This window comes from Streptomyces sp. NPDC048392, assembly GCF_043200575.1.
Lineage (GTDB): Bacteria > Actinomycetota > Actinomycetes > Streptomycetales > Streptomycetaceae > Streptomyces.
Genome location: NZ_JBICYB010000005.1, coordinates 127,598 through 141,416, shown reverse-complemented (window position 1 = coordinate 141,416; position 13,819 = coordinate 127,598). Strand labels below are relative to the sequence as shown.

The 13,819-nt window shown below is 70.1% G+C and carries 11 protein-coding genes and 1 pseudogene; 4 read left to right on the top strand and 8 right to left on the bottom strand.

Annotated features, from left to right (window positions below; translation table 11 throughout):
- Positions 1 to 110 precede the first annotated feature (110 nt).
- Positions 111 to 2,189 (bottom strand): HelD family protein, encoded by a 2,079-nt coding sequence (locus tag ACGFYH_RS10450; RefSeq protein ID WP_393802871.1) that lies wholly within the window; start codon positions 2,187 to 2,189, stop codon positions 111 to 113.
- 381 nt (positions 2,190 to 2,570) lie between these two features.
- On the opposite strand from ACGFYH_RS10450, the pseudogene ACGFYH_RS10445 reads away from it, so the two are divergent.
- Positions 2,571 to 2,753, top strand: a pseudogene (locus ACGFYH_RS10445) (hypothetical protein); the annotation flags it as partial.
- A 20-nt stretch (positions 2,754 to 2,773) separates the two neighbouring features.
- Here the strand turns inward: ACGFYH_RS10445 and ACGFYH_RS10440 are convergent.
- Positions 2,774 to 4,417 carry a DNA repair helicase XPB gene (locus ACGFYH_RS10440; protein ID WP_393802721.1) on the bottom strand — a complete coding sequence of 548 codons (1,644 nt, stop codon included), beginning with the start codon at positions 4,415 to 4,417 and terminating at the stop codon, positions 2,774 to 2,776.
- A gap of 27 nt (positions 4,418 to 4,444) precedes the next feature.
- Between ACGFYH_RS10440 and ACGFYH_RS10435 the strand changes: the two genes are divergently transcribed.
- Positions 4,445 to 6,085, top strand: a complete 1,641-nt coding sequence (locus ACGFYH_RS10435; RefSeq protein WP_393802720.1) for a recombinase family protein — start codon at positions 4,445 to 4,447, stop codon at positions 6,083 to 6,085.
- 172 nt (positions 6,086 to 6,257) lie between these two features.
- On the opposite strand, the gene ACGFYH_RS10430 is transcribed toward ACGFYH_RS10435, so the two are convergent.
- Positions 6,258 to 6,557 (bottom strand): MarR family transcriptional regulator, encoded by a 300-nt coding sequence (locus tag ACGFYH_RS10430; protein ID WP_393802719.1) that lies wholly within the window; start codon positions 6,555 to 6,557, stop codon positions 6,258 to 6,260.
- A gap of 146 nt (positions 6,558 to 6,703) precedes the next feature.
- On the opposite strand from ACGFYH_RS10430, the gene ACGFYH_RS10425 reads away from it, so the two are divergent.
- Positions 6,704 to 7,180: an ATP-binding protein gene (locus ACGFYH_RS10425; RefSeq protein WP_393802718.1), complete on the top strand. Its 477-nt coding sequence runs from the start codon at positions 6,704 to 6,706 to the stop codon at positions 7,178 to 7,180.
- A 97-nt stretch (positions 7,181 to 7,277) separates the two neighbouring features.
- Here ACGFYH_RS10425 and ACGFYH_RS10420 read toward each other — a convergent pair whose 3' ends face one another.
- The 5 genes from ACGFYH_RS10420 to ACGFYH_RS10400 all read right to left on the bottom strand — a co-directional run bounded on the left by ACGFYH_RS10420 (position 7,278) and on the right by ACGFYH_RS10400 (position 12,125).
- Positions 7,278 to 7,787 carry a hypothetical protein gene (locus ACGFYH_RS10420; RefSeq protein ID WP_393802717.1) on the bottom strand — a complete coding sequence of 170 codons (510 nt, stop codon included), beginning with the start codon at positions 7,785 to 7,787 and terminating at the stop codon, positions 7,278 to 7,280.
- Positions 7,784 to 9,265, bottom strand: coding sequence for a replication initiator (locus tag ACGFYH_RS10415; RefSeq protein ID WP_393802716.1), 1,482 nt, complete (start codon positions 9,263 to 9,265; stop codon positions 7,784 to 7,786). Before ACGFYH_RS10415 ends, ACGFYH_RS10420 begins: the two co-directional genes overlap by 4 nt.
- A 150-nt stretch (positions 9,266 to 9,415) precedes the next feature.
- Positions 9,416 to 10,123, bottom strand: a complete 708-nt coding sequence (locus ACGFYH_RS10410) for a DUF2637 domain-containing protein (protein WP_393802715.1) — start codon at positions 10,121 to 10,123, stop codon at positions 9,416 to 9,418.
- A 48-nt stretch (positions 10,124 to 10,171) separates the two neighbouring features.
- On the bottom strand, positions 10,172 to 11,578 hold the full coding sequence (locus tag ACGFYH_RS10405; protein WP_393802714.1) for a cell division protein FtsK: 1,407 nt from the start codon (positions 11,576 to 11,578) through the stop codon (positions 10,172 to 10,174).
- Positions 11,579 to 11,765: 187 nt separating this feature from the next.
- Complete coding sequence (locus tag ACGFYH_RS10400; RefSeq protein WP_393802713.1) at positions 11,766 to 12,125, bottom strand: hypothetical protein; 360 nt, start codon at positions 12,123 to 12,125, stop codon at positions 11,766 to 11,768.
- 166 nt (positions 12,126 to 12,291) lie between these two features.
- On the opposite strand from ACGFYH_RS10400, the gene ACGFYH_RS10395 reads away from it, so the two are divergent.
- Positions 12,292 to 12,720, top strand: a complete 429-nt coding sequence (locus ACGFYH_RS10395) for a GntR family transcriptional regulator (RefSeq protein ID WP_393802712.1) — start codon at positions 12,292 to 12,294, stop codon at positions 12,718 to 12,720.
- The last annotated feature ends 1,099 nt before the right edge of the window (positions 12,721 to 13,819 follow it).

Genomic DNA, 13,819 nt, shown 5'->3' with positions numbered 1-13,819 from the left:
GGCTGCGGCGGTGTGCTCGCGGGGGCGCGGCCCGGCGTGGCGGGTGCCGGTGCGCCCACGGGTGCCGTCGCATGTGTCGCGACGGTACGGCCGGGCGGGGTGTCCGCAGTTCACGCCAGCTGCGGCGGCAGCCCCGCCGCGTGTGTCACGACGAGCCCCGACACCGCGCGGGTCAGCGCCACGTACAGGCGCCGCAGCCCGGTCCGTTCGTCCGGCTCGCCGTCGACCACGGCCTGCGGCTCGTCCAGGACCACGTAGTCGTACTCCAGGCCCTTGGCCAGCGAGGCCGGGACCAGGGTCAGGCGGGTGGCGCGGGTGGTCTCCTCCCCGGGGCCGACGTGGCCGATCCCGGCCGCCGCCAGGGCCGCCGCGAGCCGCGGCACCCGCGCGTCGGCGGCGATCAGGCCGACCGATCCCTCGCGCTCCAGCAGCTCACGGCACGCCGCCACCACGTCGGCCGTGCCCGCGTCGGCCGTACGGATGTCGAAGAACCCCGGGTTCTCGCGGATCGACGCCACCGGCGTCAGGCCCGGCGCGATGTGCGGCAGCAGCCGGGAGGCGTACGCGATGACGTCCGTCGGCACGCGGAAACCGGCCGTCAGCTCCTCGACCACCGCCTCGCCCTTGCCCAGGTGACCCAGCGCCTCCTCCCAGCTCCGGGTCGCCCACGGTGTGGTGCCCTGCGCCAGGTCGCCCAGGACGGTCACCGAGCCGGTGGTGCAGCGCCGGCCCACCGCGCGGTACTGCATCGGGGACAGGTCCTGCGCCTCGTCGAGGACCACGTGCCCGAGGGAGTGGGTGCGCCCGACCAGGTCGGTGGCCTCGTCGATCAGCACGGCGTCGGCGGGCGACCACTTGGCGGACTTCACCGAGCGGGCCGGCTTCACCCACCGCACCGCCTTCTGCTCGTCCTCGGTGAGGACGCCCTCGGCGTGCTCGGCGAGGAAGTCCGCGTCGGCGAGAAGACGCAGCACGAGCCTGGCCGGATCGACCTGCGGCCAGACCGACTTCACCAGGGCCTTCACGGCCGCGTTGCGGGCCACCGCGTTCTGCACCCGGTCGTCCGGCGCCTCGCCCGCCCGCTCCATCCGCACCAGCACGGCGTGCGCGACGCGCTGCGGCAGCGCCTCGCGGGCGGCACCGTAGCGGATGCCACGGGCCAGCAGCTCACGGACGATCTCCTCCAGCTCGTACGCCGGCACCCGCCAGCGGCGCGAGCCGCGCACCACGACGACGCCCTCGGTGGGCGGGGTGACGTGCGAGTAGAGGGCCCGGCGCAGCACCTCCGCCATCCGCGCGTCGCCCTTCAGCACCGCCGTCGCCGCCTCGTCCGCGCCGCGCACCTCGACGTGGGCGACCAGGTCGTCGACGGTGGCCTGGCGGACCGTCAGCTCGCCCAGGGCGGGCAGCACCTGCTCGATGTAGTGCAGGAAGGACCGGTTCGGCCCGATCACCAGCGTGCCGGTGCGGGCCAGGCGCTCGCGGTGCGCGTACAGCAGGTACGCGACCCGGTGCAGGCCGACGGCGGTCTTGCCGGTGCCGGGGCCGCCCTGCACACAGACCGAGCCGGCCAGCCCCGCGCGCACGATCTCGTCCTGCTCGGGCTGGATCGTCGCCACGATGTCCCGCATCGGTCCGACGCGGGGCCGCTCGATCTCCTGCTGGAGCAGCCTGCTGGTGGTCGCGGCCTCGGCCGGGTCCAGCAGGTGCTCGTCCTCGTACGCCGTCAGGTCGCCGCCGGTGTAGCCGAAGCGGCGGCGCAGGGAGACGTCCTGCGGGTCCTTCTTCGACGCCCGGTAGAACGGCTGCGAGACCGGCGCCCGCCAGTCGATCACCATCGGGTCGCCGTCCGCGTCGTGCACGTGCCGGCGCCCGACGTAGAAACGCTCGCCCTCCCCGCCCTCGGCCCGCTCGGCGGCCGGAGCGTGCAGGTAGTCGAGCCGGCCGAAGAACAGCGGGGTCTGGCTGAGGTCGGCGAGCGCCTTGACGCGCTGCTCGATCTGGTTCTCCAGCACGGCGGCGTTGACCCAGTTCGCCGTGACGTCGGTGATGTCGAGGGACTCCACGTCCTCGCGCATGGCGCGCAGGGCGGAACGGGACGCGGCGAGGTGGGACCGCTCCCGGGTCAGCGGGTCGGACGGCGGATCGGTCAGCGGATCGGTCAGCGGGCCGGTCAGCGGATCGGTCAGCGGGCCGGACGGCGGGTCGGACACGGGGTCGTCGTGGACGGGCGTGGACAAGGGAGTGCCTCCGGATGACCTGCGGTGCGGTGGGCGCGGGGTGCGCGCGGTGGGCCGGCCGGTTTCCGTCCGGACGGCAGCACTCCGTGGGGGAGGCGGGCAAGAGCGGAGAGTCTAGGGGAGCGGGGGCGGGACGGGCCAACCGTTTGTCCGGCCCTGTCGGGGTCTCTGCCCGGCTCCCGTCCCGCCCCCGCCCGCCGCCCCCGACCCTTAGGGGATCGCGTCATCCGCTCCGGGGGACGCGCTCCCTCCACGGGCGTAGCGGAGGGCGGCGGGGATTCGGTCCGCAGACCGATGCCGTCCGGGGGTGCGCGGTCGCACCATGGAGACATGAGCGCAGCAACCATCTCCCCCGCCCCGGCACCGGGCCGCCCGTCCGGTGCCACGCCCGTGGCCGGCAGCCACCGGCACCGGCTCGGTGACACCCTGCGCGCCGTCAGGGTGTTCGCCGGCGCCGCCTTCGACGTGGTCGTGCTCGGCGAGTACGGCGAGGAGGCCGGCGTCCGCCGCCGCCAGAAGCCCGGAGCGCTTTTTCAGGCGTCCTCCGCCAGCACCTCGTCCGCGTCCATGATCCGGTAGGCGTAGCCCTGCTCCGCCAGGAAGCGCTGCCGGTGGGCGGCGAAGTCCTGGTCGAGGGTGTCGCGGGCGACGACCGAGTAGAAGTGCGCCTGGTGGCCGTCGGCCTTCGGACGCAGCACCCGGCCGAGCCGCTGGGCCTCCTCCTGCCGCGACCCGAACGTGCCCGACACCTGGATGGCGACCGTCGCCTCCGGCAGGTCGATCGAGAAGTTCGCGACCTTCGACACGACCAGGACGCTGATCTCGCCCTGGCGGAAGGACTCGAAGAGCTTCTCCCGCTGGGCGTTGGACGTCTCGCCCTTGATGACCGGCGCGCCCAGGTGCTCGCCCAGTTCGTCGAGCTGGTCGATGTACTGGCCGATGACGAGGATCTGCTGCCCGGCGAAACGCCGCACGATCGCCTCGGTCACCTTCCGCTTGGTGTCGGTCGTCGCGCAGAAGCGGTACTTCTCCTCCGTCTCGGCGGTGGCGTACGCGAGCCGCTCGGAGTCGGTGAGGTTGACCCGGACCTCCACGCAGTCGGCGGGCGCGATGTAGCCCTGCGCCTCGATCTCCTTCCACGGCGCGTCGAACCGCTTCGGCCCGATGAGGGAGAACACGTCCGACTCGCGTCCGTCCTCACGCACCAGGGTCGCGGTCAGGCCGAGCCGCCGCCGCGCCTGGAGGTCGGCGGTGAACTTGAAGACGGGCGCCGGCAGCAGGTGCACCTCGTCGTAGAGGATCAGTCCCCAGTCCCGGGAGTCGAACAGCTCCAGGTGCGGGTAGACGCCCTTGCGCCGGGTCGTCAGCACCTGGTACGTGGCGATGGTGACCGGCCGGATCTCCTTGCGCGTACCGCTGTACTCGCCGATCTCGTCCTCGGTCAGCGACGTGCGCCTGACCAGCTCGTGCTTCCACTGCCGGGCGGAGACGGTGTTGGTGACCAGGATCAGGGTCGTGGACCTGGCCTGCGCCATCGCACCGGCCCCGACCAGCGTCTTGCCCGCGCCGCAGGGGAGCACGACGACCCCGCTGCCGCCGTGCCAGAAGTTCTCCACGGCCTGCTTCTGGTACGGGCGCAGCGCCCATCCGTCCTCGGCCAGCTCGATCGGGTGCGCCTCGCCGTCGACGTACCCGGCGAGGTCCTCGGCCGGCCAGCCCAGCTTCAGCAGCGTCTGCTTGATCTGCCCGCGCTCGGAGGGGTGCACGGCCACCGTGTCGGCGTCGATGCGGGCCCCGACCAGCGGCGCGATGCGCTTCGACTTCAGGACCTCCTCCAGCACCGGCCGGTCGGTGGTCGACAGGACCAGTCCGTGCGCCGGGTGCTTGGAGAGGGTGAGGCGGCCGTAGCGGTCCATCGTCTCGGCGATGTCGACCAGCAGCGCGTGCGGCACCGGGTAGCGGCTGTACTCGACGAGCGCGTCCACGACCTGCTCGGCGTCGTGGCCCGCCGCCCGCGCGTTCCACAGGCCCAGCGGGGTCACCCGGTAGGTGTGGATGTGTTCCGGCGCCCGCTCCAGTTCGGCGAACGGCGCGATGGCCCGGCGGCAGTCGCCGGCCCGCTCGTGGTCGACTTCGAGGAGCAGGGTCTTGTCGGACTGGACGATTAGGCAGGACACACATACCTCCGGAGATAAGGTCGTCTCATGACAGAACCAACGCCTGTCACAGCACGGGCTATGCCCCGTGCCCGACGCCGGAAGGGCGTCCCGGCCAGCGCGCCGGGGATGCGCGCCGCTATCTATGTTCGCCTATCGCGCGAAACCGACGAGACGACTTCGCCAGAACGCCAGCGCGCGGCCTGTGAGGCGTTGTGCGAGGCGCGCGGCTGGGAAGTCGTAGCCGCCGAGGAGGACATCGACGTCTCGGGCTTCTCGCGCGGGCTCGACCGGCCGGGACTGCAACGCATCCTGACCAGGCTCGCCGAGCTGGACGTGATCGTGTTCTTCAAGATCGACCGGCTTGCGCGCTCGACGGTCGACTTCGCGGAGATCATGCGACTCGCCGAGCACCAGAGCGTTGCGCTCGCGTCGGCGACGGAGCCGCTCGACCTCACGTCGTCCATGGGCCGGGCCATGGCGAAGGTGATCGCGGTCTTCGCCGAGCTGGAGTCCGACACCATCGGCATGCGGGTGTCCAGTGCGCACGAGCACCTGCGCCGCGAGGGTCGGTACACCGGCGGTCGGGTCCCGTACGGGTACATGGTCGTCCCCAACCCCAACGGGGCGGGCAAGGTCCTTGCAGTCAACGAGGGCGAGGCCAAGACGATCAAGCGGATCGTGGAGCGGGTCCTGACCAAGGACTCGCTCATGCAGATCATCAACGACCTCAACAAGGAGGGCGTCCCGTCGCCCGGCCACGCCTCACGCCAGACCACGGGCAAGCGTAGCGACTCCAAGCAGTGGTACACGACGACGCTGCGCAGCATGCTGGGCAACCCACAGTTGCTCGGCCAGGTCATCGAGGACGGAAAGCCGATCCTGCGGACGGACGGTCTGCCCCTGGTCAACCGCCCGCCGATCCTCGACACGGACACCTGGCAGGTGCTCCAGGACGAGTTGGAGCGCCGGGCCAATCCCGGTGAGAAACGTCGGGAGGGGACGTCGCTGCTGCGCGGCATCATGCACTGCGGAGTCTGCGGCGAGCGCATGTACACCTTCAGCGGGCGCAACGGTCAGCTCCGGTACCGGTGCATCGGCCCTCTCAAGTATCGCCAGCGGGCGGCGAAGGGGGAGGAGAAGCCAGGCGTGAAGTGCTACGGGCCGACCGTGGCGGGGGTGACCACCGAGGAGCACGTCACCGAGCAGTTCCTCGCGAAGTACGGGCACCTTTCCGTGATGCGGATGGTCCAGGAGGTGGGCGACGACTTCCGGCCGCAGATCAGGCAGGCCGAGGAAGCGTTGGCCGACTTGCAAAAGGACCGCTACGACCGGGGCCTGTTCAGGGGCGACGATGGAGCGATCCGGTACGCGGAGCAGTACGCCAAGCTGGAGGAGCGACTGGCGACTCTGAAGGAGAGGCAGCGAACGGCGAAGCCGGGCGGCGTGAAGGCGGAGCCGACCGGAGAGACGCACGCCGAGCAGTGGAAGCGCTCGGACGTGGCCGGTAAGCGAGATCTGCTGTTGAACGCAGGCGGCTACGTGGAGGTGGCACCCGCGCGGCGTGGCGGCAAGAAGCTGGACACGTCGCGTCTGTCGGTGTACTTCGGCGAGGAGGGGCACATGCGGCGGGCGGCAGCGGCGAAGGAGAGCGAACAGGAGGCCGACGCGGCTGACAGCCAGGGCTGACGCCGACGTCCCGGACACACGCAGCGGTGCCCCCACCAGACGGACGAGGTGGGGGCACCGCTGATGCTGTCGGGGATCTTGGAAAGGTCCTGATCTAGCGGACGATCGTTGAGCCAAACTGCTAATTGCCGAGGCAGCCTTGGGAGAACTCGGCCCAGCGGTCGGGCGCTGGTCAGCGCCGGCTGTCGTGGGCGGTGAAGACGTCCAGCAGTTCCCGGACGGGGACGTGTGCCTCTGCTGGATGGCGAAGGGTGCCGCCTGCGCAGAGGATGTAGCGAGTGCGCCGTCCCTCGCGTTCGCGGCGTATGTAGCCGGCCTGTTCGAGGTCGGTGACGATGCTCTGCGCGGTGCGTTCGGTGATGCGGCAGACCGCAGCGATGTCGCGGAGCCGGGCGGCAGGGTCGCGTGCGATGGTGAACAGCACCCGGGCGTGGTTGGTGAGGAAGTGCCACTGCCCGGCCTGCTCGCTCACGTTCCGCTCCCTCCACCCGACTCTTCTCAGGTGGGGATACCCGCAGCGCATTTCTGGAAACAGACCTCGCCGGTTTGCGCGTGCTGCGGTGCTTGGGGGGTATGCGGGGTGGGCACTGCTCGGCGCTTCGGAAGTGAGGCGGGTCCATGGATGCTGCTGCCCAAAATGAGGGCCAGGAGCCTCTTGCCGACCGTCCGATCAGGGCCGGTGCCGCGTTCGAGGGCAGTGCGGAGATCGCCGAGGCCCGGGACATGGCCCGCGACTTCCTCACCACGGTGCAGGCCGTGCACGGGCTGCCGGTGTCGGCGCGGGCGATGGGCATGGTGCAGCTGGTGGTGAGCGAGCTGATCACCAACGCCCGCAAATACGCGCCAGGCCCGTGCCTGCTGGACCTGGAGATCGTCGAGGGCGCCGTCGAGATCAGCGTGTGGGACAGCAGCACCACATTGCCGTCCATCGAGGCGGCCGACCCGGAACGGATCGGCAAGCACGGCCTTGAGATCACCATGGCGGTGTCCCAGACGTTCTGTGTCCACCGGGAACCGGTGGGCAAGCGGATCACCGCCGTCATCGAGCTGGCCGACGATCCCGGCGGAGACCCGGCCGGTCGGCAGCCCTCCTGACCGGGCCCGGCCGGACTCCCAAGGTCCCCCGACAGGGTCACGTAGCGGTGCCCCCACCAGATGGACGAGGTGGGGGCACCGCTGTTTGTGTTTCAGGTCAGGCGGCGTGCTGGTCGGGGTTGTGCCAAGGGCCGATGACCTTGATAGAAGGGCGGCAGTAGGACAGCGCCGCACCGTCGCGGGTCGTGAACTCGACTGTCTCTGCGACGAGTTCGCAGAGGGCGTCCCCGTCCGTCTCGGACAGTGCCCTCCTCAGCGTGGGGACGGACTCTGCGAGGTCCCATGAGGGGGAACTGAGGCGGAAGCCGCCGAGGGCGTGTGCGTCGGCGAGGCGGAACGAGAGGCGAGTACTGGGCTGGGGTTCATAGCGGGGTGCGGCTGTCAGCAGGCCGGCCTTGATAGATTCCGGGCCGGAGATGACGACCCGCATGGATGTTGATCGGGGCAGCACTTCGAAGTGGTCGGTTTCGTTGCTGTCGTGGGTCGGCGATTGCCTGCCGAAGAGCTGCCCGATGACCGTGGCGACTTCCTGAGTCCCAGTGGAGACACGCCAGGAGCCTTGGCCGCAGTGGAAGCGGCCGACGAACGTCGTCTTGCGGTTGGTCATGAGAAATCCCCCTCCTGCTTGAGGCGTTGGGTGTGGGCTATGTCGTGGCGGACCTGGGCTGCGAGGAATTCCTCACCGGGGCGGTAGCCGCTGCTGAGGTAGGTCCACGAGGAGGCGGTAACGAGGGTCGTCTCGTCGGTGGCGGGGAGGCCGGCGCGGGCGCGGGCGGCTTCGGCCTGGGCGAGACGCCAGGCACGGCGAACGTCACGGAGTGCGCCGAGGGTCGTGGAGTAGGCGCGGGACTTGGTGGAGAAGTGGCCGCGGAAGCCGAGCATGTGGGCCCACTTCCAGAGCTTGAGGTGGGCGAGCTCCGGCAGGTGGCCAAGGGCCCAGGCGGTGCGGATCATCTGCCGTACGTGCTGCTGTACGGGCAGGGCCTTGATGAGTTCGGCCTGTCCGGTGCCGTCGCAGTCGGCGCACACGTCGTGGAAGCCGTCAGGGCCGCGTACATAGCCGCGTCCGGCACAGGGGCGGCACATCAGGGTGCGGTCCACGGTGCCGGTGCCTTCGGCGTTCTTGGTGGCGTACTTGGCGACGTACCCGGCCACCTTGGCGTCTGTGTACTCGGCAACGCGGGCGTCGGTGAGTTCGCCGTCGCCCAGGGCAGTGATGGGGTCCACCTTGAACCGGCCGCCCCAGGCGATGACGCGTTCGCCGATGGCGTCGGACTCGATGGTGAGCCGGGCACGCTCGACTGCCAGGCCCACGGCGGCGCTCAGGGCGTCGAAGGTGGCCCAGGCCGGGGGCGGGCTGGTGTGGCCGTCGGGGCCGTCGAAGCGGATCACAGCGTGGAAGTGGACCAGGCCGCGCTTCTGGTACTCGGCGACTTTGGCGAAGGAGACGCGCAGGGCGGAGTTCAGGGCTTTCTGCGTCAGGCCGAAGTGCTTGGCCAGGGCACGGCGCAGGTAGGTGGTGAAGCGCGCCCAGAGCTGTCCGGCGTGGGCGTTCCACAGAACGGCGCCGGTGTAGTCGTAGGTGGCCGGGTTCAGGGGGGTGCCGAGTTCGGGGGCGTCTTCGGCGTGGGTGTCGCCGCAGGCGCAGGGGCGGGGCTTGCCCGCGCCGGTGGTGGGCCGGTTGTGGACGGGGCCGAAGGAGGGGGCGGTGAGGGTAACGAAGGCGCGGGGGTGGTCGCGGACGGTTTCGGCGACGTTCTTGCCGCCGGAGAGTCCGGCCTTGATGAGGTGGTAGGTGTCGGCGGCGTAGACGCGGGAGCAGGCGGGGCAGCGGGAGGAGCGGCGGTTGCCGCAGGTGGTCAGCAGGCGTCCGGAGGGTTCGTCCTCGGAGCGGTAGGAGCGGACCACTTCCTTGGTGGTCTGGTCGGTGGTGATGGTGAAGCCGTGGAGGTTGACGGGGCTGGTGCAGCCGCGCAGGTCGCGTACCTGCTGCTGTACGCGGTCGAAGTCGTGAGTGTTGGCCAGTTCGATCAGATCCCGCAGGCTGGGGCTGATCACGTGGCGCAGGTCGAGGGGGCGGCGCATGGGTGGCGGGGTCTCCTTTCCGGCGCGAGGGTGGAAGCTGCGGGCAGCAGCGATTCAGTGCGCTCGGGCTGCTGCCCGCAGGCATGGCGAGTCGGGCCCAGGGGCGGGCGAGGCGGGTGGTGCCGGAAGGCCGGCGGGGAGAGCGCGGCTCTACAGAGCGGCGTGAAGGGCCGTGGCCATGGGCAGGCCGATGCCGAGTCGCCTCTTGAGCTGGGTCGGAGTAATCGTTTCTCCGTGCTCGGCGTGGTGGGATGCGGCGATGGAGCGTGCCTCGGTCAGCAGCGGCTCGGGGACCTTGACCGCAGGCGCGGCGGGGGCCGGAGCGATCGGGGCCGGGGCGGGTTCCGGTGTGACGGGCGGGGTGGACGCCGTGAGGGGAGCGGGCTGGGCGGGGGCCGGGGCAGGCTCTTGTGCCGCTTCCGTCTCGTCAGCCGGGGCCGGGGCGGTTGCTTCGCGGGTGACCGCGTGGAAGGAACGCAGGAGCTGGGGGCCGACCGCTCCCCAGCCGAGGAGCAGCAGCGGGGCCACGGCGTCCACGGCGGCGCGGCCGTAGTGCGCGGCGGTGATGGGTTCGGCGATGTTGAGGGCCAGGGTGAGCAGGCCGGAGACGTGCATGAGCCGGGTGGCCGCCCTCATCTGCTCGGGCGGGACGCCGCGCAGGGAGAGGTAGCGCAGGGCCACCAGGAGCCCGACCACGGACAGGTCGACCATGGGGGCGATCAGGGGTGCGATGGGGGCGGGGACGCCCAGGCGCAGGGCCAGGGCCCAGACGTTGCCGAAGGAGAAGACGAAGGCCAGGAGGGCGATGATGCCCATGACCACGGTGACGGTGCGCTGAGTGATCCGGTCCTCAGACATAGGGTTTCACCTCCTCTCAGAGGGGATGGGGCGTTGGCCGCCAGGTCGTCAGGCCGCGAGCGGCGTGGAACCGTCGTCGTCAGGGTCGATCTTGGTGAGGTCGACGGTGGGGAGCAGGTCGGCCGGGTCGGCGGTCAGGTGCGCGGTCTCGTGCGCGATCTCAGCCGCCCACTCGTCTGGCACGTACGGGGTGCGGATGCGGGTGAAGCCGGGCTGTGACTGGTGGTTCATCGAGGCGACGCCGACGTAGGCCGGGTCCTGAAGGTTGATCGGGTTGGCGTCCGGCCAGTCCCGGATGTCCTCACCGAGGGCCGCAACGGCGGCTTCGGCGGTCTTCTGCGCGAAGCTCAGGCCGATGGGGCACACGTCGCGGATGAACGTCGGGATGGCGTCGCCCGTGCTCTTCTGCGTGGCGAGGATGACGAGCATGCCCACCGAGCGGCCCTTCTTGACCAGGTCTTCCACCAGCCGGGCGTTCTCGGCAGCGAGCGCGGCCAGCCTCTTCGTCTTGGGGTCGCTTCCCTTGTGGTCGCGGAAGTAGGTGTGCGCCTCATCGATGATCAGCACGACCAGCGGCCACTTCTCGGACGGGTCCACGTCCCACATGGACTTCACCCCGAGCACATCGCGCACCAGGGTCGACCGCACACGCCGCAGGTCCACCAGCCGCCGGAACAGCTTGTTGGCCTCTTCGAGGTCATCACCCACGAAGGCGAACATGCGCCTTACCCAGTCCGCATAGTCACCCTCATACGCGGCGGACACCTTGCCGTCCGCGCAGGCGAACTGAACCCACGGCGCGGGCGCCCAGTCGGACAGAAGCCTGTTGATCAGCGACGTCTTGCCCTTGCCGGGGAGGCCGGCCACGCCCATACCGGTCACGTGCCGAAGGTCGACGGACACCGGCTGGGCGTACTCGTCCACGCCGAGATCCAACCGGGCCACCTTCTCCGGCACCTTGCCCGTGGGACGGTGCTCGGTGGGGAACTTCAGCGGATCGAGCCGCACGCCCCGGATGACGACCGATCCCGGCTCATCCTGGGTGACCGCCACCCGCGTGCACCGCCAGGCGTCCGCCAGGTGCGGGGCAGCCTTCTGGTACTGCTCCAGGCCGACCCCGGGCAGGCAGCCCGCCCGTGCGATCACCCCGTACGCGTCATGCGTCACCTTCAGCGTGGGGACCAGGACACGGGGCTTGACGGGCTTGCCGTCCGCGTTCGACAGGGAAGCCAGCGCGGTCGGCATCTTGTCGATGGCGCACAGCTTCAGCATCTGCGCGAGTCGCTTCCAGGTCCGCCGCACCCGCACGGCCTGCCGAATGGACTGCCGGGTCATGGCATCGGCCCGCAGGTAGCGGACCACCCACATCAGCGCCCACACCGCGAGGGCAGCCAGGCCCACCCCAATCAGGACCGGGGCGTAGCCCATCACCTCGCTCACGTCGTTCAGCGTCACTTTGTTTCCTTCCTTCGTTTCCTGATCGCGGCCACGCGATCGGCCCAGGGGACGGGGGGCCCGGCGATGACAAGGCAGATCTCCGCGCGAAAGAGGGCTTCACCGGGCGAGTAGCCTCCGCGCTCCCACACCGCCGCGACGCGCCGAAGCAAGTCGTCGCGGCAGGTGCGGGAGGAGTCAGGAACGCTCACGCCGCGTCAGCGCTCGGAGCGGCACCGCCGACCAGGTCGAGACGGTCCGCGCGGTACGCGATGCCGTCCGAGAGTGAACCGTTGAAGATCCGGGCCCACGGGGTGGCGAACAGCTCCACCGGCATCACCGGCACACCCGGCTTGAGGCCGTTGGGCAGACCGGTCTCCGGAACGGTGATCTTCAGCGCCTCGGCGCGGTCCTCCTCCATGAAGAAGAGGGTGATCGTGAACAGCTTCGCGCCGGTTTCACGGTCCACGGCGAACTGCGTCTTCTCCGCGTCCGCGTACTTCGGCACGGCCATGTTGCCGACCATGAACGACGCCGACGGGAGCAGGCCAACACGGATACGAGCCATGGAGGCACTTCCTTTCGATTCGGGCCGGGGGGTTCCGGCCGCACCACTACTTAACCACGACACGCGCCACACACGCAACACCCGCACACCGGCTGTCCCGCTACACACGCCACACAAGGGTGACGCGGGTGTATCGCGTGTGGGGTAAGCGCCGTATCCTGCGGGCATGACACTGCCGCTCGAAGACGACTCCCGGCCGCCCTACGTCCAGGCCGCCGAGGTCCTGCGCAGAGAAATCAGCACCGGCCGACTGAAGCCCGGCGACAAGCTGCCCTCTGCCCGCGCCCTCCAGGACCGGTACGGAATCGCAAGCAGCACCGTGCAGAACGCGCTACGGCTCCTCAAGAGCGAAGGGCTGATCTACAGCGTTCAGGGCCGGGGCAGTTTCGTCCGCAATAGCGCCACCACCGCGCCGGCCGAAGCAGCCCCCGGCGAGCAGGGCCAAGAGGATCGGCTCGTGACAGCCGACAACGCTCCCGGCCCCAGCGCGGAATCACTCGCCGAGGACATGAAGGCCATGAAGGCCGACATCAAGCGGCTTGAGGGCACGGTGGCTCGGCTTCTGGAGATCGTGGAGGCGCAGCCGCGGAAATAGCCGTCGCCAACCGCTGCACCATCGCATCCAACCGGGCAACCGCTGCGCATACGTCGGTCAACTCCGCATCCAGCACGGCTATTTCATGCTCGGTCATTTTCCGCTCCCCGCCTTGCTTCCGTGCCATTTCCTTGCATCCCACACAGCCGCCCAGAGCCAGCCGAATCCGGGCTTGCCCGCGCAGGCCAACCAGCGTTCATCGCGCCTGTTGAATCAGGTCTACCGCTCCGACCGGACACGTTCGAAGGCCCCGGCCTCACGCTCCCGTCCAGCGGGCAAGAACCTTTCTGCGTGGCCCGCATGGCGGGAGGCACGACCAACTTGCGCCCACTCGGCAGGCAGTACGAGCCGGGAGCGTCAGGCCCACGGCGAGGCGAAGCAGTCGGATTGCAGTCGGCGCGCTCGGCTTGAATCCGAACGAACGCTCCACTGACCCCGCGCTTTGCGGCCAACATCACACTTCTCCCTTCCTTCGTCGAGGAACATCAATGGTCCGGAGAATCGCCGGTTTGGGTAACCGGCGATCGTCGGCTATGTTTCGCCCCTCGCGGCGAGGGATGCCTATAGGGGTTCGCTTTTCCGGTCGTGTGTGACCCCGGGCGAATGTGACCCTCGCCACTTCCCTGCTCCTCTCGTGCGGGACCTTGTCCGCTCCTCCCCTCGCACCCACAGGCGCCGCCGATTCCCGGCCCTCACCTGCTACCAGGTACAAAAATCCGCCCGGGTGTGACAGCCGGAAGATCACGAATAGATAACGGTCGGTGCGATTTGCCGCGCGCTTTTCCACAGCTCCAACCCTGGACCGATTTGCCTGTGGATAAAGTTCGCCGATCAGCGAAGCAAATAGGCAGAAATGCACCCATTCATGTCTATAGCGGCGGCGGGGATGCGAAACGGATTGGGAGGGCGAGGAAACCGCATGGCGCATGACCGGCCACGGGCCCAGCTCGGCGGAGCTGTTCAGAGTTTCTTTACTGGATCAAGGCGGCCCCCCCACCGCGGGGCGGGGGGGGGGGGCGCCCCCGCCCGCCCCCCCCCCCCGGCCCCCCCCCCCCCCCCCCCCCCCCCCCCCCCCCCCCCCCCCCCCCCCCCCCCCCCC

Coding starts and splice junctions, on each gene's coding strand:
- ACGFYH_RS10435 (WP_393802720.1), top strand. CDS start 4,445: ATGACAGAACCAACGCCTGTCACAGCACGGGCTATGCCCCGTGCCCGA.
- ACGFYH_RS10395 (WP_393802712.1), top strand. CDS start 12,292: ATGACACTGCCGCTCGAAGACGACTCCCGGCCGCCCTACGTCCAGGCC.
- ACGFYH_RS10400 (WP_393802713.1), bottom strand. CDS start 12,125: ATGGCTCGTATCCGTGTTGGCCTGCTCCCGTCGGCGTCGTTCATGGTC.
- ACGFYH_RS10425 (WP_393802718.1), top strand. CDS start 6,704: ATGGATGCTGCTGCCCAAAATGAGGGCCAGGAGCCTCTTGCCGACCGT.
- ACGFYH_RS10420 (WP_393802717.1), bottom strand. CDS start 7,787: ATGACCAACCGCAAGACGACGTTCGTCGGCCGCTTCCACTGCGGCCAA.
- ACGFYH_RS10410 (WP_393802715.1), bottom strand. CDS start 10,123: ATGTCTGAGGACCGGATCACTCAGCGCACCGTCACCGTGGTCATGGGC.
- ACGFYH_RS10415 (WP_393802716.1), bottom strand. CDS start 9,265: ATGCGCCGCCCCCTCGACCTGCGCCACGTGATCAGCCCCAGCCTGCGG.